Here is a 20,043-nt window from a genome sequence, read left to right on the forward strand (position 1 = left end):
AATTGTATCAACTCCCCTAGCGGAAATCAAGGCGAGTACCTGGCTATAGCTATTTTTTCCGCTTGCCACCCTTGGGCGCGCCGGCGTAGAACGGCCGCTTGCCGCGGGGCTTGCCGGCCGGGCGCACGGTGAAGTCGCCGACCTCGACGCCTTCGCCGCCGCCCGGGCGCCGCCGGGACGTGCCTGGCCGATCCGGCCAGATCACGGCCGGCGCCTCGTCGGCGGAGCCGACCGGGCCGCGCCCGGCGTCCACGCTCGCGCCTCCGCGCCCGCGCTTGCCGCGCTTCGCGCCGCCTCCGGCTGCGCCTGCGCCTGCAGCGTCCGCGCCGCGCTCGCCGGCCGCCGGGGCCGCCTGCGCTGCGCCCTCCGGCGCTCCGGCGCCTTTGCGCCCGCTCCGGCGCTTGCCGCCGCCTGCGCCTACGGCCGGCTGGGCCGCCGCCGCGGCTGCGCCCTCGGCCGGCTGCGCACCGCCTGCGCCCGCTGCGGCGCCCCGGCCGCGCTTGGCGCCAGCGCTGCGGCCCTTGCCGCGTCCGCCGCCTTCCGCCGCTGCGGCGCCCTTGCGCCCGCGTCCTCCGGCGGCCTCGCGGCGGTCACCTCCGCGGCCGCCATTCCGGCCGCGGCCGAAGCCGCCCTCTCCGGCACGGCGCGGCTTCATATCGACGAGCTCGAAGTCGATCGTATGCTCGTCCAGGTTGACGCGCGTGACGCGCACCTTGACCTCGTCGCCGATCCGGTAGATCTTGGACGTTCGCTCGCCGAGCAGTAGATGCTGCTGGTCGTTGTAGTGGTAATAATCGTCCGTCAGATCGCTCAGCCGGATGAGGCCCTCGACCGTATTCGGCAGCTCGATGAACATGCCGAAGCTCGTGACGCTGCTGATGATCCCCTCGAATTCCTCGCCGACCTTGTCCAGCATGAATTCGGCTTTCTTCAGCGCGTCGGTCTCCCGCTCGGCGTCGACCGCTACCCGCTCGCGCTCGGACGACTGCCGGGCGATGTCCTGCATCCGCTCCTTCAGATGCTCGATCCGCTGCTCGGACAGCGTCCCCTTCTCCAGCACCTCGCGGATCATCCGGTGGATGATGAGGTCGGGATAGCGCCGGATCGGCGACGTGAAGTGCGAATAGTATTCGGCCGCAAGCCCGAAGTGGCCCGTGCTCTCCGCGTCGTAGCGCGCCTGCTTCATGGAGCGGAGCAGCACCGTGCTGATGACGGTCTCCTCTTTCGCGCCTTTAATCTCCTCAAGGAGCGACTGCAGCGCCTTCGGATGCACCCGGTTCCCTTTGCCGCGCACCGTATAGCCGAAGTTCGCCACGAAGCCGACGAAGTTCAGCAGCTTCTCCGCATCCGGGTCCTCGTGAATCCGGTACAGGAACGGAATCTTCAGGAAGTAGAAATGCTCCGCCACCGTCTCGTTCGCCTTCAGCATGAACTCCTCGATGATCATCTCGGCGATCGAGCGCTCTCGCTTGACGATGTCGGTCGGCTTGCCGTTCTCATCCACGAGAATCTTCGACTCCTGGAAGTCGAAGTCGATCGCGCCGCGCTCCATCCGCCGCCTGCGGAGGATCATGGCAAGCTCCTCCATGAGCCGGAAGTCGTCAACAAGCGGCGCATAGCGCTCTAGCAGATCCGGATGCTCGTCCGGCTCCTGAAGAATTTTGCGCACGTTCGAATAGGTCATCCGCTCCGCCGTCTTAATGACGCTCGTGAATACGTCGTGGCGCACGACATGGCCCTTAGGATCAATCTCCATCTCGCAGGACATAGTGAGCCGGTCCACCTGTGGATTGAGGCTGCAGATGCCGTTGGAGAGCCTGTGGGGCAGCATCGGAATGACGCGGTCCACGAGGTAGACGCTGCAGCCCCGGTTGTACGCCTCCCGGTCGAGCGCCGAATTCTCCCGCACATAATAGCTGACATCGGCGATATGGACGCCGAGCAGGTAGTTGCCGTTCTCGAGCCGCTCCACCTGGACGGCGTCGTCGAGGTCCTTGGCGTCCTCGCCGTCAATCGTGACGATCCGCTTGCCGCGCAGGTCGCGGCGCCCCTTGAGCTCGTCCGGATGAATCTCGTCCGGCACTTTTTCTGCTTCCGCCATTACTTCCTCACTGAACTGCTCAGGCAGCTGGAACTTGCGGATGATGGACAAGATGTCCACGCCCGGATCGTTCTTGTGGCCGAGAATCTCAATGATCTCGCCCTCCGCCGCCGAGCGCCCTTCTGGATAGCTGACGATCTTGGCGACGACCTTTTGGCCGTCCACCGCACCGTGGAACGATTCCTTGGGCACAAAAATATCCCGCGCCAGCCGCTTGTCGTCCGGAATAATGAATGCGTAGCTGCCGTTGTCCTGGAAGTAACCCACGACCTGACTCGTCCCCCGCTCGACGATCTTGGCGACCTCGCCCTCGAGCTTGCCGCCCGCCGGGCCGCGCACGGTAATACGCACGAGCACGGTATCCCCGTTCATCGCGCCGTTCATATCATTGGCATTAATGTAGACGTCGGGAAGCTCCTTATCCTCAGGCAGCAGGAAACCGAACCCTTTGGCATGGGCCTGCAGCCGTCCCCGGATCAGGTTGAGGCGGTCCGGCAGTGAGTAGCGGCCGCTCCGGGTCCGGTAGATGGAGGCGTTCTCCTCCATGTCGTTGAGGAGCTTGAGCAGCGCCTTGAAGTCATCTGCATTGTCTATTTCAAAATAACGTTCGATCTCCTGGTAGGTCATCGGCCGGTAATCCGGTCCCGCGAATAAGTCCAGCAGCTGCTGTGCGGTTACCATCGGCATCCCCTCTCTGTCCGCAGTTCCCCTTGATGCATGCGGGGACTCTTTTTTGAAAGTATTTACCCAAAGAACGGGGACTAATCCCACCGGCATAAAAAAACAGCAGGAAATTCGCTTCCTGCTGCCGGTTCGTATGCATGGACGTCCGAGTGGCTTACCCCTTCACGAAGAAGCCGATCAAGAGTGCAAGAATAATGAATAAAGCGGCCAGCACCATGGTCATCCGGGCCAGGAACAGGTCCATGCCGCGGGCCTTTTGCTTGCCGAACAGATGCTCCGCTCCACCGGAGATGGCACCCGACAGGCCGGCGCTCTTGCCCTTCTGAAGCAGCACGGCGGCAATCAGGCCTAACGATACAATCACGAGCAGAATTTTCAAAGCGATTTCCATTCTCTCCACCTCCTACATTGTGGTAGGCAGCACCCATTCGATGGGGCATGTCGTCTAATAGATAGACGGATACCAGGTTCCGTACAGGCACAGCATGAACATTGTATCACAAACGCCTTCATCCGACAATTGCCAACCGGCAATCTTCCCAGGTCCCGCGCGGCGTTGGGCGGCCGAGGCCCCCTGCCCGCTCACACCTTCCGGCGCCCCCGCAATTGGTTGACCTCCGTCGTATGACACCGAGTACCAAGCGCCGGAAACTTCGAGCGGAACTAGAACCGCTCGCCCCGCAGCCGCATGCCGCTGGACTGCCCGGCGCCGCGTCCCGGCCGGCTCTTGCTGCTGGCGAGGAACGCCGCCAGCGCCTTGGTCGCGCACCAGAGCGCGAACAGAGTGAGCAGCAAGGCCCAGACGACCGCAGGCAGCGGCGAGTGGATCGCGAGCAGCGTCGCGTCTCCCGCCTGCGCCGGATTCTCCAGCGCGTACAGAACGAGCGAGAATGGGCCCATCACCGATTCCTCCAGCGTCAGGAAGGCGACGATCAGATAATAGATCCGGCCCACTGTCCGGCCGGCGAACAGCAGGATGAGAGCCGTCAGCACGATAAAGCCAAGCAGCCACAGCACGCCGAACTGGTTGCGCACGAAGAGGAGGAGCGAGACGATGGCGACGAGAAGCACGGCCTTCATGCCCATGCCCTCACGTCCCTTGGCGTCGAGGCGGAACAGCAGCCAAGCGGTGAGCGAAGCCGTCATATAGCCGGCCAGCCCGACGGGAATCAGCGCCCACCCCCGCGTGATCGCCGACTGCGTCACGCCGCTGTGGTCCGAGAACAGGGAGATCGAGTACACCTTGCCGGACAAAAGCAGCGTCACGACCGCATGCCCGAACTCGTGTATCATCGTGTCGACGTTCCGAAAATAATCGGAAAAAGGGAGAACCCTCGTCAAAAATGCAGACACGATCAGAAACAGAATCGTCATCATCCATTTTCCCATAAAGGCTCTCCCCTTTTAAGCGGCCCAAGGACGGACGGCCTGCCGCCGCCCGTCCCGAGGCTCTGCTTCTTTTGAAGGTTTATTTGAAGTTTTTGAGGTTGTAGAAGGCGCTCTTGCCGGCATAGATTGCACGGGCGCCGAGCTGGTCCTCGATGCGGAGCAGCTGGTTGTACTTCGCTACGCGGTCCGTACGGGACGGTGCGCCGGTCTTGATCTGGCCGGCGTTGGTCGCAACGGCGATGTCGGCGATGGTGCTGTCTTCGCTTTCGCCGGAGCGGTGCGAGATGACGGCGGTGTAGCCGGCGCGCTTCGCCATTTCGATGGCGTCGAACGTCTCGGTCAGGGAACCGATCTGGTTCACTTTAACGAGGATCGAGTTGCCGATGCCCTTCTCGATGCCCTGCGACAGACGCTCGGTGTTGGTAACGAACAGGTCGTCGCCTACGAGCTGAACCTTGCCGCCCAGCTTGTCGGTGAGGAGCTTCCAGCCATCCCAGTCGTCCTCGGCGCAGCCGTCTTCGACGGTGATGATCGGGTACTTGTCGACCCACGAAGCGAGCAGGTCCACGAATTCCGCCGAGGTGAACGATTTGCCTTCGCCTTCGAGGTGGTACTTGCCGTCCTTGAAGAATTCGGTGGATGCCACGTCCATGCCCAGGAAGACATCGACGCCCGGCTTGTAGCCGGCACGCTCGATCGCGGCGATGATCGTCGTGATCGCTTCTTCGTTGGAGCTCAGGTTCGGTGCGAAGCCGCCCTCGTCGCCTACTGCGGTGTTCAGTCCTTTTTCCTTCAGGACGGACTTCAGGTTATGGAAGATCTCGGCGCCGATGCGGAGCGCTTCCTTGAAGGTCGGAGCGCCTACCGGCAGCACCATGAACTCCTGCACGTCGACGTTGTTGTCGGCATGGGCGCCGCCATTGACGATGTTCATCATCGGAACCGGCAGCGTCTTGGCGTTGAATCCGCCGAGATAAGTATAGAGCGGCACGTCCAGCGCTTCCGCTGCCGCGCGGGCAACTGCCATCGAGACCGCCAGGATCGCGTTCGCGCCCAGCTTGCCTTTGTTCGGTGTGCCGTCGATCTCGATCATTTTGTGGTCGATCGCCACTTGCTCGATGGCGTCGAGGCCGATGATCTCGGGAGCGATGATTTCGTTCACGTTCTGGACGGCTTTCAGTACGCCCTTGCCGAGGTAGCGGTCCTTGTCGCCGTCGCGAAGCTCTACCGCCTCATAAGCGCCGGTCGAGGCACCGGACGGCACGATTGCGCGCCCCTTGTTGCCGGATTCAAGCGTTACTTCCACTTCTACGGTCGGGTTGCCGCGGGAGTCGAGGACTTCGCGTGCGTATACGTCAGCAATAATAGTCATAGCAGTCAGCTCTCCTTCTATTCTATTCGATTGTCTTAAGATCTTGCACAGTCGTTCGGTTGTTGCGCAATCGTTCGGTTCTCGCATGTATGCGGCGCAGCCGGCATCGGCCCCCATTCGATCCGGGGAGTCCGGCTCAGTCGAGAGTCGGCCGATCCGTCACGGGACGGACGGCGAAGGAATTGCCCTGCCATCTTACTTCCCCTTCACCGGCCCAAACTCCTGCCTCACGCGGCCAAAATCTCCCCGTTCGCGCTTAAGGCGACGCCGAACGTCACTCTCCCGCTGTGGGGCAAGCCCCGCACCAGCCTTTACTTGCGTTCGATCAGACTGTGTCCGGTCATTTCCTTCGGCTGCCCCACGCCGAGCAGGTCCAGCATCGTCGGCGCGATATCGGCGAGAATGCCTCCCTCGAGCAGCGATACGGATTTGTCCAGCACGATGAACGGCACCGGCTGCGTCGTGTGGGCCGTCATCGGACGGTCCTGCTCGTCGCGCACGATATCGGCGTTGCCGTGGTCGGCGGTGACGAGTGCACAGCCGCCCTGAGCCAGTACGGCATCCACGACGCGGCCGAGACAGATATCCGTCGCTTCCACGGCGCGGATCGTCGGCTCGAGCAGGCCCGAGTGGCCGACCATGTCCGGGTTGGCGAAGTTTATGATGATGACGTCGTGCTTGCCGGATTCGATCTCCTTCACCGTCGACTCGGCGAGCTCGAATGCGCTCATTTCCGGCTTCAGGTCGTAGGTGGCGACCTTCGGCGAGTTGATCAGCACGCGGGTTTCTCCCGGCAGCTCGGCTTCGCGGCCGCCGCTGAAGAAGAACGTCACGTGCGGATACTTCTCCGTCTCCGCCGTCCGCAGCTGGGTCAGGTTGTTCTGCGCCAGCACTTCGCCGAGCGTGTTGTCGAGATTCTTCGGCTTATACGCGACGTACCCGCCCACCGTTTCGCTGAACAGAGTCATGCAGACGAAGTGAATGTCGCGCGGGAAGTTCTCGCCACGGTCGAAGCCGCGGAAGTCTTCGTTCGTGAACACCTGGGACAGCTGAATGGCACGGTCAGGGCGGAAGTTGAAGAAGATGACCGAGTCGCCCGATTCCACGAGGCCGTTCGGCTTGCCGTCCTCATCCACGATGACGGTCGGAAGGACGAATTCGTCATAGACCGAGTGCTCGTAAGAGTCGACGATCGCCTTGAGCGGATCGGTGTAGGCCGGTCCCTCGCCGTACGCCATCGACCGATACGACTTCTCTACGCGGTCCCACCGCTTGTCACGGTCCATCGCGTAGTAGCGTCCCTGTACGGTGGACACTTTTCCGATGCCGATTTCCTCGATCTTGTTGAGCAGCTGGGCCATGTAATCCTTGGCGCTGTCCGGCGCCACGTCGCGTCCGTCGAGGAACGCGTGGATATACACTTGGTCCAGCCCTTCCTTCTTGGCCAGCTCCAGCAGTGCGAACAAGTGCGCGATGTGCGCGTGTACGCCTCCATCGGACAAGAGACCGTACAGGTGCAGCTTCTTGCCGTTGTTCTTCGCGTGGAGCATGGCTTCCTTCAGCGTATTGTTCTCGAAGAACTCGCCCTCCCGGATCGACTTGGAGATTCTCGTCAGATCCTGGTAGACGATCCGGCCGGAGCCGATGTTCAGATGGCCGACCTCGGAGTTGCCCATTTGCCCTTCCGGCAAACCGACGGCCTCCCCGCAAGCAGTCAAGGTCGTGTGCGGATATTCCGCCCAGTACTTGTCGAAGTTCGGCTTGTTCGCCTGAGCGACCGCGTTGCCCTGAACATCGCCCCGAAGGCCGAACCCGTCCAGAATAATAAGCGCCAGCGGTTTCGGTCTAGCCATCTTAACGCGCCCCCTCGACCAGCTCAATGAAGGAAGCCGGCTCCAGGCTCGCTCCGCCGACCAGCGCCCCATCGATGTCGCTCATCTGCATGTATTCGCGGATGTTGCCGGGCTTGACGCTGCCGCCGTACTGAATGCGCACGGCCGCTGCCGTTTCTTCGCCGAATTGGCCTTTGACCAGCTCGCGGATGTACGCAATGACGTCGTTCGCGTCCTCGGCGGTCGACGATTTGCCCGTCCCGATCGCCCAGATCGGCTCGTAGGCGATAACGACCTGCGCCGCTTGCGCCGCGCTCAACCCCTGAAGTGCCGCTTCGGTCTGCGTCTTGCAGACGTCCTTGGTCTGTCCGCCCTCGCGCTCCTCCAGATTCTCCCCTACGCAGACGATCGGCGTCAGATTGTATTGGAAGGCGGCGAGCACTTTTTTGTTCACCGTCTCGTCCGTCTCTGCAAAATACGCGCGGCGCTCGGAGTGGCCGATGATCACGTACTTCACGCCGGTCTCCTGCAGCATGGTGCCGCTGATTTCCCCGGTATAGGCGCCGTTCTCGGCCCAGTGCATGTTCTGCGCGCCTACGCCGATGGAAGAGCCCTTGAGAGCGTCCACTAGGGAAGCGAGCTGGGTGAACGGAGCGCAGATAACGGTATCCACGCCCGCTACCTCCGCCTTGCCTCTAACCTCCTGCGCGAATGCCTTCGCCTCTTCCACCGTTTTGAACATTTTCCAGTTGCCTGCGATAATTGGCTTTCTCATGCGAGCCATCCCTTCCTTCCGTTCTCGTTTCCGGTTTCCGTACGGCGGTTTACTTGTCGTTCAGCGCCACGACGCCCGGGAGTGCCTTGCCTTCCATGAATTCCAGGGACGCGCCGCCGCCGGTGGAGATATGGTCCATCTTGTCCGCCAGACCGAACTTCTCGGCTGCCGCTGCGGAATCCCCGCCGCCGATGATCGTATAGCCGGCCGTCTCGGCGCATGCTTCGCCCACCGCACGGGTGCCATGGGAGAACGGCTCGATCTCGAATACGCCCATCGGTCCGTTCCAGACGACGAGCTTGGAGTTCTTGATGACGTCTGCATACTTTTCGCGGGTCTTCGGCCCGATGTCGATGCCTTCCCAATCGGCCGGGATGCTGTCAATGCCGACGATGCGGGTATTCGCTTTGTCGCTGAAGTCGTCGGCGACGACGACGTCGACCGGCAGCAGGAAGTTGACGCCCTTCTCCTCGGCCTTCTTCAGGAAGCCGTTCGCCAGGTCAAGCTTCTCGTTGTCCACCAGCGATTTGCCGATCTCGTAGCCCTGTGCCTTGAGGAACGTATAGGACAGCCCGCCGCCGATGATAATGTTGTCGGCCAGATTCAACAGGTTGTCGATGACGTCGATCTTGTCCTTGACCTTCGCGCCGCCGATGATGGCGGTGAAGGGGCGCTCCGGGTTCGAGAGCGCACGGCCGAGCACGTCGAGCTCCTTCTCCATCAGGAGGCCGGACACGGCAGGCAGATAGTGGGCGATGCCCTCCGTCGAGGCGTGTGCGCGGTGAGCGGCTCCGAATGCGTCGTTCACGTAGAGATCCGCCAGCTCGGCGAACGCCTTGGCCAGCTCCGGATCGTTCTTCTCTTCGCCCGCATAAAAGCGAACGTTCTCGAGCAGAAGCACGTCTCCGTCGTTCATCTTGGCGATCTGCTCCTTGACGGCGTCGCCTGTCGCCTCGTCTGCCTTGGCGATCGGCTTGCCGAGCAGCTCGGACAGACGCTCCGCTGCTGGCGTCAGGCGAAGCTCCTCGACCACTTGTCCTTTCGGACGGCCGAGATGGCTTGCGAGGATGACCTTGGCTCCGTTGTCCACCAAATAGCGTATCGTCGGCAGCGTCTCGCGGATCCGCGTGTCGTCGCTGATGGCTCCGTTCTCGAGCGGCACGTTGAAGTCGACGCGGACGAATACTTTCTTGCCGGCGACCTCGACGTCGCGAATGCTTTTCTTGTTCATGCAAGCTCCTCCTTCTGGTTCGTCGTGCCGGTCAGGCCGGCGCCTCGGGCGCCGCTCCCGCTTTCTACCGGCAGCGCGGTTGTCCTGCGGCGGCGCACAGCCTCCGCAAACTGAAAAGAGGAGAAGCAGCACTCACTTCTCCCCTATGGATGCAGGTCTTACAGGCCTTTGCCAGCGACGTAGATCGCCAGGTCAACGACACGGTTGGAATAGCCCCACTCGTTGTCGTACCAGGAAACGACCTTCACCATGTTGTCGCCCACGACCATAGTGGACAGAGCGTCGATCGTCGAGGAAGCCGGATCGCCGTTGTAGTCGGACGAAACGCCCGGCTCTTCGGAGTAGTTCATGATGCCCTTCAGCGGACCTTCGGCTGCATCCTTCAGCGCGCTGTTGATCTCGTCAACCGTAACGCCCTTGCTCAGCTCGACCACGAGGTCGGTTACCGATACGTTCGGAGTCGGTACGCGGAAGGCCATGCCGTTCAGCTTGCCTTTGAGCTCCGGCAGAACGAGCGATACCGCTTTGGCTGCGCCGGTAGTCGAAGGAATGATGTTCTCTGCGGCAGCGCGGGCACGGCGCAGGTCTTTGTGCGGAAGGTCGAGTACGTTCTGGTCGTTCGTGTAGGAGTGAACGGTCGTCATCATGCCCTTCACGATGCCGAACTTGTCGTTCAGTACTTTGGCGAACGGAGCCAGGCAGTTCGTCGTACAGGAAGCGTTGGAGATGATCGTATGGTTAGCCGGATCGTACTTGTCTTCGTTGACGCCCATAACGATGGTGATGTCTTCGTTGGTAGCCGGTGCGGAGATGATTACCTTCTTCGCGCCGCCCTTCAGGTGAGCTTCTGCCTTCTCCTTCGCGGTGAAGATACCAGTGGACTCGACTACGATCTCAGCGCCCACTTCGCTCCAAGGCAGGTTGCCAGGATCGCGCTCCGCGAATACTTTTACATGCTTGCCGTCTACGATCAGGGCACCTTCGCCGGCTTTCACTTCGCCTTGGAACTTGCCGTGCGTCGTGTCATATTTGAGCAGGTGCGCCAGTGTCTTCACGTCGGTCAGGTCGTTGATGGCGACGATTTCGATTTCCGGGTTGTTGTACGCTGCACGGAATACGTTACGACCGATACGTCCAAAACCGTTGATACCTACTTTTACCATTGATGATTCCTCCCATATTTCGCTTTATATCTCAAGACGTCCTATAGAGGACATCAAGATCACGAGTGGTGCATGAAACCCCAAATCTATTCTTACCCAAAATCGGACGTTTTGCCCAAGACTAACCGGACATTCCGTCCTCGCGGCGGCCGGCATGCTTCAGCATTTCCACCGCCGCCGCTTCATCGGTCACCAGGACGTGCTGGTGGCCGAACCGGAGCACCGCGGCGATGCTCTCGCCCTTGCTCCGGCCGCCCGCTACGGCGAGCGTCCTCGTCCCGAGGATGTCCTCGAGCCGGAGGCCGACGGTCGGCATCTTGTGCACGACCCGCCCCTCGCGGTCAAAGTAGTAGCCGAACGCCTCGGCCAGCGCCCCGTCGGCCTGCAGCTGGCGGGTCGTCTCCGCGTCGAGTTTGCGCCGCTTCGCCATGACGATCGCCTCTCCGATGCCGTGGACGATGATACGAGCTTCCCGCACCACCGCCAGAATCTCCTTGATGTTCGGATCCTGGATAAGCGACTGGTACGCTTCCTCGGCGAGATGGTCCGGGACGTGGAGCAGCCGATATTGGCCTCCCGTCTTCTTGGCCATCGTCGAGGCGATCGTGTTGGCCTGCATTTCGACGCTCTCGCCGAGCCCTCCGCGGGCGGGCACGAACAGGCTCGCCTTGAGCGGCCCGGTCGGTGCGAGATGCGAGGCAGTCTCGGCCATCGTCGACCCGCCCGTCACTGCGATGACGCCGGCCTCCTGGGCCATACGCCGCAGTGCCGTTGCTCCTGCCCGGCCGAGCTCCTTCTTCGTGTAGGGCGACGAGTCGGAGTCTCCTGGGACGACAATGACCTGCTGGAGCTTGAACGTCTCGAGAATCGTCTTCTCGAGATCGGAGAGCCCGAACAGTTCCTTGATCATCGGCTCAAGCTCGGCCAACAGCCGGCTGCCCGCCTCGCTCACCCGCATCCCGAAGCTCTCGACTTCCAGCAGTCCCTGGGCCTTAAGGAAGTCCACTTCGCTGCGCAGCACCCGCTCGGTCATATCCAGAGAGGACGCGAGCGTCCGGCGGCCTACGATTCCGGTCACCTGAATGTGGTGAAGAATGGTATAGCGCTTCTTCAGCACGTCGATCATGTCAGGGAGCAGCTGCTTCTGAATTTCCAATAATGCTTGCAAAGCCATCACTCCTGCGGTACGGCTTTTCCTTCTCAACCGGTAGTATGGACCGAAAATGTCCCGGTTAAACATTTTAAGTCCCGGTCGGTGAAAAAAAATAAGCGAATTCGCCTCTTCCATTATTGTACTGGAGTTGACAGGGAATTGCAACTGACGAATGGCTCGTTTCCTCCACCGTTCGACAGGTTCAGTTGTCGGGCCTGGTCCCGGCGAGGGAACGGCTCCTGTAACATAACTGCCGGGGCAAAGGTGTGAGAAAGGAGGCGGCAATGGGGCATCAGAGCGGATCAGCGGACAAGACTACCATATAAGAGGAAGCAGAACGGCAAGGCGGCCTTGAAGAGGAAGCAGAACGACAAAGCCGGGGAAAGGACGCACCCGCGTCTCTTTCTCTCCGGCTTCCCTTTCGTTCTTCTCCCTCTTGCGGCTTACATCGGCAGCGGCGTCTTGGTCGGCGCTGCGTAGCCTTTGCCGAACGCCTTGTCGATCTCTGTCCGGATCTCCATGTACGTCTTGCCGGCTTCCTTCATCTTGGCCGACATCACCGCGATGTTGATGCAGACGTCGCAGCGGGTTCCATGGTCGTCCCAGACGACCGTGCCGTCCGATTTCACTTCGCTGATAAAGCAGTTTTTGTTGCTCTTGTGGCCGGCGCTTTGGCCGCAGCCGCAATAGCAAGGAATATAATCCAGCAAGTCCGCGGTCGCGGCGGCAACCCGGTAGGCGGCCGTAATCTCCGCCTGCTGGCCGTTCAGGAACGACGGCAGCGTCTTAAGCGAGTCGGTCGTCTCCTGCAGGTCCCCGTTCGGCAGCCGGGTCTGGCCCGCTTTGAGCGTCTGGGAGGCCGCGGCGGCATGCTCGTGCCCGGCGTGCGCCTCCTTATCCGCCTGCTTGCCTCCGCAGGCGGCGGTCAGCATCGCGAGCGCGAGCAAGAGAGCGGAAAGGGCGGTCCATCTTTTATAGGTGAAATGCTTCATCGGTTCCTCCATTAGCGCGTATTGGTCTTAGGTCGCCTCTCATTATACCTTTCCTTAACATGGATTTCTATTTCTTCATTTAGGCACTTGCATTTTGAAGAGGTCTGTCATATAATAATTCTTGCTTGCTCCGCAGAACAACCTTCTGCCGGCAGCGATTGCGAACTATGCGCCCGTGGTCCAACGGATATGACGTAGGCCTCCGGAGCCTGAGATCGAGGTTCGATTCCTCGCGGGCGCGCCATCTTGTTTTTATAACGACAATAACGGATCAGTTCATCGGAACTGATTTTTCTTTTTCTCCTGTTTGACCTTTCTTGACCTTTGACCATTTATTCGCTATCATGTATTTAGGGTAAACAATTGGCGTACACTGGAAGACTAGAGCTTTCCCCGTACGCTTAATAAGGAGGAGAATACGAATGAGCTTCATTCCTATGGTAGTAGAGCCCGATGCCCGCGGAGAGCGCGCTTATGACATTTACTCCCGGCTTCTGAAGGACCGGATTATTTTTCTCGGCACCCCGGTGAACGACCAGGTCGCCAACGCCATCATCGCCCAGCTGTTGTTCCTGGCGGCCCAGGATTCCGATAAGGACATCAGCCTGTACATCAACAGCCCCGGCGGCTCGATTACGGCCGGCATGGCCATCTTCGACACGATGCAGTTCATCAAGCCGGCGGTTTCGACGATCTGCGTAGGCATGGCCGCTTCGATGGGCGCCTTCCTCCTCGCTGCCGGCGAGAAGGGCAAGCGGTTCGCGCTGCCGAACAGCGAGATCATGATCCACCAGCCGCTCGGCGGAGCGGAAGGCCAAGCGAGCGATATCGAGATTCGCGCCCGCCGCATCATCAAGATGCGTGAGAAGCTGAATCAGATTCTGGCCGATCGGACCGGCCAGCCGCTGGAGCGGATCGAGAAGGACACCGATCGCGATTACTTCATGTGGGCCGAGCAAGCCAAGGAATACGGCTTGATCGACGAGGTCATCCAGAAGCTGGACTAACCTCTTCCCAAGCGGGTCGGCATCACGCTTATCAGGGATTGGCGGAGGACTAGCTCCGTTCTACTCTCTCCATAGACAGCACAAAAAACAGCACCCCCTATACGGCGGGTGCTGTTTTTGCTGTTACGCTTAATCCAGCGGATAAAAGATGAGGTCGATCGGGAAGGCCGAGCCGGCCGGCGGCGTGAACTCCAGATCGAAGGTCGCCTCCTCGCCGGTGGTCCGACCCAGCACCTGCACCTTCGTGAAGGCGGGGAGCACGCCGGACCAAGGCGCCATGACGAAATCGCCGTTGATCTTGAACGGCCCTTTGAAGGCCCCGCCCCGCGCCAGCATGAGCACAACCATCTTGCGCGGCTTCTCGGAATGGATATGGTACATCACCCCGTAGTTGCCTTCGTTGCGCACCTCTTGCTGCCGCTCGCGGTCATAGCCGGGCAGGAACGGATCGATCTTGCCGTCTCCGATCGTCAGCACGGACGGGCCGCTCAGGCCGGCAGCGGACAAATCGACGGACCAGGTGACGTCGGACACCGGGAAGGTACCGCGCACGTTGCCTGCGAACGGCAGGTCCTTGTAGCCCGCAATCGAGGCGACCGTGTCGCGGTTGTTCATCGCCACGAACGCGAATTCGACCTCGCCGTCCGTCTCGACGTCGTAGAACAAGTTGACGCCCTGGCCCGGATAGAAGTCCGGCAGCTGGACGTAGACGTACGATTGGCCGGCCGGGACGACGAGCTTGGTGTCGATCGGATCGCGCAGCATGAAGTCCACCGACGCTTCGTGGCCGATGAGATGGGCGTAGATGGACGGGTAGACTTCTCCCTTGTTCGTCGTCCGAACGGTTACCGGCTTATCACTCTTGTTGCGAGCGACGATTGCAAACCGGAGAATGTCCTCAGTGGCGTTGATGTGGTCGGCATACAGCCGGGCTTTGCCGTTCACGGAATCCCGGTATAAAATGCCCTTCTCCTTGATATTCTCCGGGCTGTCGCTCAGGATCAGCTTCCGGGACGTGTCCTCGGTCACCTTCTTGGGCACATCCGGCCGGTTAAGGAAATACGCGTACAGCGCCGTCCAGTCGGTGTCGATCGCAGTGCCGACCGGCTGGTTGTGCAGCTTGTAGCTCATCTCGTCGAGGAGCGGCGTGCCGGCTACCACCAGCGTCCGCGTATAGGTCTTGCTCACATTGCCGCTCGCGTCCGTTACCTTCAGCGAGATCGGGTACGAGCCGGGCTTGAAGTAGACGTCCTGCCGTCCCGTCCACTCGTACTTGGCGAGTCCTTCGGCGTCCGGGTCGTAGCTCAGGTCGACGTATTTGATCGTCTCGCCCGGGCGGTAAACCGCCTTGCCAAAGGTAAACTTCGCCACCGGCTGCGAGTTGTTCGTCTCGTCGTTGATCAGATCCGCGGGAATCGGCACGAAGACGATGTTCACCCGCTTGTTTTGATCATCGTACGTATAATCGAAACCGGCATAATCGGCCAGCCAGGACAGCCGTACCATCAGCTTCTCTCCCACCAGCGCAGCCACGTTCTCGAACGGCACAGTCACGCCGTTGATGCTGACCTTCTGGTTCGCCAGATCGAACTGCAGCTTGGCCTTCGGCACCGCCATCTCGACATTGCCGGTCTTCGCATTCCATTTGACCGGGACGCCGAGTGTGTCGCCCACGAACTTGAGCGGCACCATCATGCGCCCTCCTACATATGTAGCTCCCGCGCTATCCAGCGCGACCGGCTGCTCATCGAGCAGCGCCTCGGTCTCATCCAACGTCAGGACGAGATGCGAGGTCGAGGTCGATACCGCCCCCACTGCCGGCATTCCGGCGAACAGCAGGCTGCATCCGAGCGCCGCCGCCAGCAGACGTCTTCCTATCCTTCTCATGGTTTCTCTCTACTCCTTCTCCGACAAATACGCGGGCAGCACAAAAAAACCCTCCCGCACCCAACTATTAGACGTAGCTGGGTGGAAAAGGTTTCAATGTATGTAAAAACTTACGCCGTTCTTACTGATTCTCCAGCTCTTCCTTGCTGACGAGAGAAGTTAAAGCGGTTACAGCCTGTTCCGCGTCCGCACCTTCCGCACTAATGGTTACTTCCGTCCCCGAACTGATGGCCAGGCTCATAATGCCCATGATGCTCTTTGCGTTGACGCGCTTCTCTTCTTTCTCCACGAAGATCTCGGAGGAGAATTTGTTCGCTTCCTGCACGAACAAAGCGGCGGGCCTAGCATGAAGGCCAGTTTTAAGTTTAACGACAACAGGTCGCTTTGTCATGAACCTTATACCCCCTAAAAACTTGATAGCACTCCGTATCCAGCGCAATCATGTATGAAATATTATATCATTGTTCCCAAAAGTACACTACATCAAAAGTCATCAAATCATTTTCCCGGCCCGAATTTTTTCGGCCAGCTCGTCAATCTTGCGCAGCCGGTGATTGACGCCCGATTTGCTGACGCTGCCGCTCAGCAGATCCCCGACCTCCTTGAGGTTGATATCGGGGTAACGCAGACGGATCTCGGCGACCTCCCGGAGCTTCTCCGGCAGGTTCTCAAGCCCGACCTCCTTCTGCAGCAGCTTTATATTCTCGATCTGGCGGAAGGCCGCCCCAATCGTTTTGTTCAGATTCGCAGTCTCGCAGTTGACGATCCGGTTGACGGAATTGCGCATGTCCTTCATGATGCGGACATTCTCGAATTTGAGCAGCGCTTGGTGAGCACCGATCAGGCTGAGAAATTCAGTGATCTTCTCGCCTTCCTTCATATAAAACACGAAGCCTTTCTTGCGTTCGATGCATCTCGCATTAAGATCGAACGCGTTGGCCAGATCGACGAGCGCATGGCAGTGCTCCTCGTACATCGAGGCGATCTCCAAATGGTAGGAGACGCCTTCGGGGCTGTTGACCGATCCTCCGGCCAGGAACGCCCCGCGCAGGTAGGCGCGGCGGCAGCAATCCTTGCGAATGATCGTCTTGTCGATGCCCGGGGTGAACTGGAAGCCCTCCGACACGATCTTGAGGTCGGCGAGCAGCTCCTGCACCCGATTCGGGACACGTACGATGTAGACGTTGTTCTTCTTCAGCCTCATCTTCTTGCGGACGAGCAGCTCGGTGTGCAGACCGAACGTCCTCTTGATGAGGGAATAGATTCGACGGGCAATGGCCGCGTTCTCCGTTGAAACGTCGAGGACGACCCGCTGGTTCGTCAGCTGAACGGCCCCGTTCATCCGGATTAGCGCGGCCAGCTCTGCCGTTTCGCAGCAGCGGTCGCTCTCGATGAGAGTTAATTCTTTTTTGGTTTCGGCTGCGAACGACATGTCGGTTCATCCTTTCTCGGTCATCCGCCGGTTGACCAGGTCATAGATATGGTCGCTCAGCTTCTCGGCGTCATGCCGCAGGTAAGTGCGGAACATCACCAGCCGGTCGGCGATGACCCGGCAGCCCCGCTCCGTGACCTCCTCAAGGTCGAGGCCGACCGGACGTGCTCCCTCTTCAGCATACTTAAGCTGAACCTGCGGCGGAATGTTGCCGTTGTTTACAATAACATAGTCAAAGATATCCTGGCCGATATGATCGGAGACGGCGCGCAGATGGTCGCCGACCGTATAATCGTCCGTCTCTCCGGGCTGGGTCATTACGTTACAGACGAACAGCTTGAGCGCCTTGGAAGCGATGATCTTCTCGGCGAGATTCGGGACGAGCAGGTTCGGCATGATGCTCGTGTACAGGCTGCCGGGGCCGATCAGGATGGCGTCGGCCTCCTCGACCGCCTCGAGCGCCTCGGGGAGAGGCTGCACGTCGGCCGGCTCGATGAAGACCCGCTTGATCTTGAGCCCCGCCTTCGGGATCTTGGATTCCCCCTCGACGATAGAACCGTCCTCCATCTCCGCCTTGAGGACGATGGAATGGTCGGCGGCCGGCAGTACCCGCCCCCGCACGGCTAGCACTCTGCTCAGCTCCTTGACACCAGAGACGAAGTCCCCCGTGATCTCTTTCATCGCGGCAAGAATAAGATTCCCCAAGCTGTGGCCGGCCAGTACGCTGCCGCCCGCAAACCGGTGCTGCAGCATCTGCGACAGCATCGGCTCCACGTCGGCCAGCGCGATCAGCACGTTGCGGATATCCCCGGGCGGGGGAATCTGCATCTCGTCGCGCAGAATGCCGGAGCTGCCCCCGTCGTCGGCTACAGTGACGATCGCGGTTATGTCGAGCGGCTTCTCCTTCAAGCCGCGCAGCATGACCGATAGTCCGGTGCCGCCTCCGATGACGACGATCTTGGGCAGCTGCGGGTCGCGGATCAGCTCCGGTGCCGGAGTCATCGGCGATCCCGCTCGGCGTCCCGGTGCGACACGCGCACGACTTCGGTTTCGCCGGCTCCGAGCATCTTGCCCAAATATTCCGCTATAGCAACCGACCGGTGCTTGCCGCCCGTGCACCCGATGCCGATCACGACTTGGCTCTTGCCTTCTTTTTTATAATTCGGGAGCAGGAACTGCAGCATGTCGAGCAGCTTCTCGAGGAACTGCTGCGTCTCGCCCCATTTCATGACATAATCATAGACGCGCGGGTCCTGCCCAGTCTGCGGGCGCAGCTCTTCCACGTAATGGGGATTCGGCAGAAACCGCACGTCGAAGATAAGATCCGCGTCGATCGGCACGCCGTACTTGAACCCGAAGGAGATGACGTTCACCGCCAGCTTGTCGGTGTCCTGGTTGCTGAAAGCGGCGATAATCCGCTCCTTCAGCTGCGCCGGCTTCAGGCTGCCGGTGTCGATCACCTGCGTGGCGGCCCCTTTGAGTTCCTCCAGCAAGATTCGCTCCTGCTGGATGCCGCTCAGCGGAGAGCCGTCCTTGGCCAGCGGATGCCGCCTGCGGCTTTCCTTGTAGCGCTGGACCAGCACCGAATCAGTCGCCTCGAGGAACAGAATCTCATACGAGACGGTATAGTTCTCCTTCATATACCGGAGCGACTCGGAGAGCGCGGTGAAAAACTCCCGTCCCCTCAGGTCGATCACCAGCGCCACCTTGCCGATTTTGCCGTTCGACTGATCGATCAGCTCGGCGAATTTGGGAATCAGAACCGGCGGCAGGTTATCGACACAGAAAAAGCCGAGATCCTCCAGGCTCTGCACGGCAATCGTCTTGCCCGCTCCCGACATGCCGGTGATGATCACCAGCTTCGCTAATGCTTTGGTTTCTTCCACGGTGTTTCCCCTCCATCCCCGGCTCTCCCGAACCGTCGCTTGCCTATTGCATATGAAGCACGAGCCCCGCCGCGCCGATGACGCCCGCGTCGTTACCCAGCTGGGCCGGGATGATGTCCACGTCCTCTCTTGCCGCAGCGGCCGTATGCTCGTAGAAATATTCGCGGATCGGCCGGAACAGCACCTCTCCGGCCTTGGACACGCCGCCGCCAATGATGAACCGCTGCGGGTTGATGATGGTGGCGAGCATCGTCATCGACTTGCCGAGGTAATAAGCGGCGCGGTTGACAATGCGCAGCGCGACCTCGTCACCGGCCCTCGCCGCGTCGAAGACGTCCTTGGCCGTCAAATTGTCCAGCAGCTGCAGGCTGGTCTTGTCTCCCCGATAGACCGCGTCGTTCGCCATCCGTACGATGCCGGTCGCCGAAGAGACGGTCTCGAGACAGCCCATCTGCCCGCAGCCGCACTGGATCGCTTCAAGATCGGGCACCAGCGCCATATGGCCGAGCTCGCCGGCCATGCCGCTGAAGCCCGAGTATAATCTACCTTCTATAATAATGCCGCCGCCGACTCCGGTTCCGAGCGTATAGCAGACTGCATTCGGAATACCGGCGCCAGCGCCGCCCCAGGCTTCGCCAAGTGCTGCGACATTCGCGTCGTTGTTAATGACCACCGGCTTTTGCAGCTCCTGTTCGAGGTACTGCTTGATCGGCGTATTGCGGAACGGGACATTCGGCGAGAACTTGACGATCCCGTTCTCCAGGTCGAGAAACCCGGGAAGTCCGGCTCCTATTCCTACTACCTGGTCCATTGAATAGGAAGACTCGGCAACCAGCGTACGGACATAGGCCGCTATGTTCTGCAGGATGGCATCCACGCCGCGCCCGCTTCCCGTTTGCCCTTCGTACGTATGCAGCAGCTTACCAGTTTCGTCGCACAGGCCTGCCTTGATCGTGGTGCCGCCCAAGTCTACGCCAACATATAGGTTTCCCGACATCCCATTGTCACCTCTATACGATGTATTGACTGCTTTTGTTTCACTATAAGCGAACCCCCCGAGACGGTCAAGGACGGAGGCGTCCCCCATATGGCGCCAAACAAAAGGGCCTTGTCCGTTGGAACAAGGCCCCATCGTGAGA

17 protein-coding genes and 1 tRNA gene are annotated in these 20,043 nt (G+C 60.3%); 2 read left to right on the plus strand and 16 right to left on the minus strand.

The genetic code is table 11. From position 1 onward, the window contains the following. Window positions 1-49: 49 nt before the first annotated feature. From rnr to KJS47_RS17215, 10 genes are all read right to left on the minus strand, one after another. Entirely contained in the window at window positions 50-2,782 is a 2,733-nt protein-coding gene (gene rnr / locus KJS47_RS17170; RefSeq protein ID WP_213526282.1) for a ribonuclease R, read from the minus strand. A 157-nt stretch (window positions 2,783-2,939) separates the two neighbouring features. Next, complete coding sequence (secG, locus tag KJS47_RS17175; RefSeq protein WP_213526283.1) at window positions 2,940-3,176, minus strand: preprotein translocase subunit SecG; 237 nt, start codon at window positions 3,174-3,176, stop codon at window positions 2,940-2,942. Between the two features lie 272 nt (window positions 3,177-3,448). Beyond that, a complete protein-coding gene (locus KJS47_RS17180) occupies window positions 3,449-4,174 on the minus strand; it encodes a M50 family metallopeptidase (RefSeq protein WP_213526284.1) in 726 nt (241 codons plus the stop codon). A 79-nt stretch (window positions 4,175-4,253) separates the two neighbouring features. Continuing rightward, the gene (eno, locus tag KJS47_RS17185; protein WP_213526285.1) at window positions 4,254-5,546 is read right to left on the minus strand and encodes a phosphopyruvate hydratase; all 1,293 of its coding nucleotides are present in this window, start codon (window positions 5,544-5,546) and stop codon (window positions 4,254-4,256) included. Between the two features lie 311 nt (window positions 5,547-5,857). Further along, the gene (gpmI, locus tag KJS47_RS17190; protein ID WP_213526286.1) at window positions 5,858-7,399 is read right to left on the minus strand and encodes a 2,3-bisphosphoglycerate-independent phosphoglycerate mutase; all 1,542 of its coding nucleotides are present in this window, start codon (window positions 7,397-7,399) and stop codon (window positions 5,858-5,860) included. A 1-nt stretch (window position 7,400) separates the two neighbouring features. Next, window positions 7,401-8,153: a triose-phosphate isomerase gene (gene tpiA, locus KJS47_RS17195; RefSeq protein ID WP_213526287.1), complete on the minus strand. Its 753-nt coding sequence runs from the start codon at window positions 8,151-8,153 to the stop codon at window positions 7,401-7,403. Between the two features lie 49 nt (window positions 8,154-8,202). Next, window positions 8,203-9,384 (minus strand): phosphoglycerate kinase, encoded by a 1,182-nt coding sequence (locus KJS47_RS17200; protein ID WP_213526288.1) that lies wholly within the window; start codon window positions 9,382-9,384, stop codon window positions 8,203-8,205. A 158-nt stretch (window positions 9,385-9,542) separates the two neighbouring features. Further along, complete coding sequence (gene gap, locus KJS47_RS17205) at window positions 9,543-10,547, minus strand: type I glyceraldehyde-3-phosphate dehydrogenase (RefSeq protein WP_213526289.1); 1,005 nt, start codon at window positions 10,545-10,547, stop codon at window positions 9,543-9,545. A 121-nt stretch (window positions 10,548-10,668) separates the two neighbouring features. Next, window positions 10,669-11,715 carry a sugar-binding transcriptional regulator gene (locus KJS47_RS17210; protein ID WP_213526290.1) on the minus strand — a complete coding sequence of 349 codons (1,047 nt, stop codon included), beginning with the start codon at window positions 11,713-11,715 and terminating at the stop codon, window positions 10,669-10,671. 428 nt (window positions 11,716-12,143) lie between these two features. Beyond that, window positions 12,144-12,692, minus strand: a complete 549-nt coding sequence (locus KJS47_RS17215; RefSeq protein WP_249716474.1) for a PCYCGC domain-containing protein — start codon at window positions 12,690-12,692, stop codon at window positions 12,144-12,146. A 169-nt stretch (window positions 12,693-12,861) separates the two neighbouring features. On the opposite strand from KJS47_RS17215, the gene KJS47_RS17220 reads away from it, so the two are divergent. Together KJS47_RS17220 and clpP are read left to right on the plus strand one after the other, a co-directional pair. Then, window positions 12,862-12,936, plus strand: a tRNA-Arg gene (locus tag KJS47_RS17220). Between the two features lie 178 nt (window positions 12,937-13,114). Then, a complete protein-coding gene (clpP, locus tag KJS47_RS17225) occupies window positions 13,115-13,699 on the plus strand; it encodes an ATP-dependent Clp endopeptidase proteolytic subunit ClpP (RefSeq protein ID WP_213526291.1) in 585 nt (194 codons plus the stop codon). A gap of 129 nt (window positions 13,700-13,828) precedes the next feature. Here the strand turns inward: clpP and KJS47_RS17230 are convergent, their stop codons facing one another. The 6 genes from KJS47_RS17230 to KJS47_RS17255 form a co-directional block, all read right to left on the minus strand. Further along, window positions 13,829-15,586, minus strand: a complete 1,758-nt coding sequence (locus KJS47_RS17230) for a stalk domain-containing protein (protein WP_213526292.1) — start codon at window positions 15,584-15,586, stop codon at window positions 13,829-13,831. Between the two features lie 121 nt (window positions 15,587-15,707). Next, window positions 15,708-15,977, minus strand: a complete 270-nt coding sequence (locus KJS47_RS17235; RefSeq protein ID WP_213526293.1) for an HPr family phosphocarrier protein — start codon at window positions 15,975-15,977, stop codon at window positions 15,708-15,710. A 102-nt stretch (window positions 15,978-16,079) separates the two neighbouring features. Beyond that, a complete protein-coding gene (gene whiA / locus KJS47_RS17240; protein WP_213526294.1) occupies window positions 16,080-17,018 on the minus strand; it encodes a DNA-binding protein WhiA in 939 nt (312 codons plus the stop codon). Between the two features lie 6 nt (window positions 17,019-17,024). After that, a complete protein-coding gene (locus KJS47_RS17245) occupies window positions 17,025-18,020 on the minus strand; it encodes a gluconeogenesis factor YvcK family protein (RefSeq protein WP_213526295.1) in 996 nt (331 codons plus the stop codon). Then, the gene (gene rapZ / locus KJS47_RS17250) at window positions 18,017-18,904 is read right to left on the minus strand and encodes an RNase adapter RapZ (RefSeq protein WP_213526296.1); all 888 of its coding nucleotides are present in this window, start codon (window positions 18,902-18,904) and stop codon (window positions 18,017-18,019) included. Before rapZ ends, KJS47_RS17245 begins: the two co-directional genes overlap by 4 nt. A 43-nt stretch (window positions 18,905-18,947) precedes the next feature. Continuing rightward, a complete protein-coding gene (locus tag KJS47_RS17255) occupies window positions 18,948-19,901 on the minus strand; it encodes an ROK family glucokinase (protein WP_213526297.1) in 954 nt (317 codons plus the stop codon). Window positions 19,902-20,043: the final 142 nt, after the last annotated feature.

Origin of the sequence: Paenibacillus sp. J31TS4 (assembly GCF_018403265.1) — a bacterium.
Classification (GTDB): domain Bacteria; phylum Bacillota; class Bacilli; order Paenibacillales; family NBRC-103111; genus J31TS4.

Excerpts from the sequence above, each read along its gene's own strand:
- gap (WP_213526289.1), bottom strand. The coding sequence starts at position 10,547 with ATGGTAAAAGTAGGTATCAACGGTTTTGGACGTATCGGTCGTAACGTA.
- KJS47_RS17215 (WP_249716474.1), bottom strand. The coding sequence starts at position 12,692 with ATGAAGCATTTCACCTATAAAAGATGGACCGCCCTTTCCGCTCTCTTG.
- KJS47_RS17200 (WP_213526288.1), bottom strand. The coding sequence starts at position 9,384 with ATGAACAAGAAAAGCATTCGCGACGTCGAGGTCGCCGGCAAGAAAGTA.
- KJS47_RS17230 (WP_213526292.1), bottom strand. The coding sequence starts at position 15,586 with ATGAGAAGGATAGGAAGACGTCTGCTGGCGGCGGCGCTCGGATGCAGC.
- KJS47_RS17235 (WP_213526293.1), bottom strand. The coding sequence starts at position 15,977 with ATGACAAAGCGACCTGTTGTCGTTAAACTTAAAACTGGCCTTCATGCT.
- rnr (WP_213526282.1), bottom strand. The coding sequence starts at position 2,782 with ATGGTAACCGCACAGCAGCTGCTGGACTTATTCGCGGGACCGGATTAC.
- KJS47_RS17255 (WP_213526297.1), bottom strand. The coding sequence starts at position 19,901 with ATGTCGGGAAACCTATATGTTGGCGTAGACTTGGGCGGCACCACGATC.
- KJS47_RS17245 (WP_213526295.1), bottom strand. The coding sequence starts at position 18,020 with ATGACTCCGGCACCGGAGCTGATCCGCGACCCGCAGCTGCCCAAGATC.
- whiA (WP_213526294.1), bottom strand. The coding sequence starts at position 17,018 with ATGTCGTTCGCAGCCGAAACCAAAAAAGAATTAACTCTCATCGAGAGC.
- eno (WP_213526285.1), bottom strand. The coding sequence starts at position 5,546 with ATGACTATTATTGCTGACGTATACGCACGCGAAGTCCTCGACTCCCGC.
- KJS47_RS17180 (WP_213526284.1), bottom strand. The coding sequence starts at position 4,174 with ATGGGAAAATGGATGATGACGATTCTGTTTCTGATCGTGTCTGCATTT.
- gpmI (WP_213526286.1), bottom strand. The coding sequence starts at position 7,399 with ATGGCTAGACCGAAACCGCTGGCGCTTATTATTCTGGACGGGTTCGGC.
- secG (WP_213526283.1), bottom strand. The coding sequence starts at position 3,176 with ATGGAAATCGCTTTGAAAATTCTGCTCGTGATTGTATCGTTAGGCCTG.
- clpP (WP_213526291.1), top strand. The coding sequence starts at position 13,115 with ATGAGCTTCATTCCTATGGTAGTAGAGCCCGATGCCCGCGGAGAGCGC.
- tpiA (WP_213526287.1), bottom strand. The coding sequence starts at position 8,153 with ATGAGAAAGCCAATTATCGCAGGCAACTGGAAAATGTTCAAAACGGTG.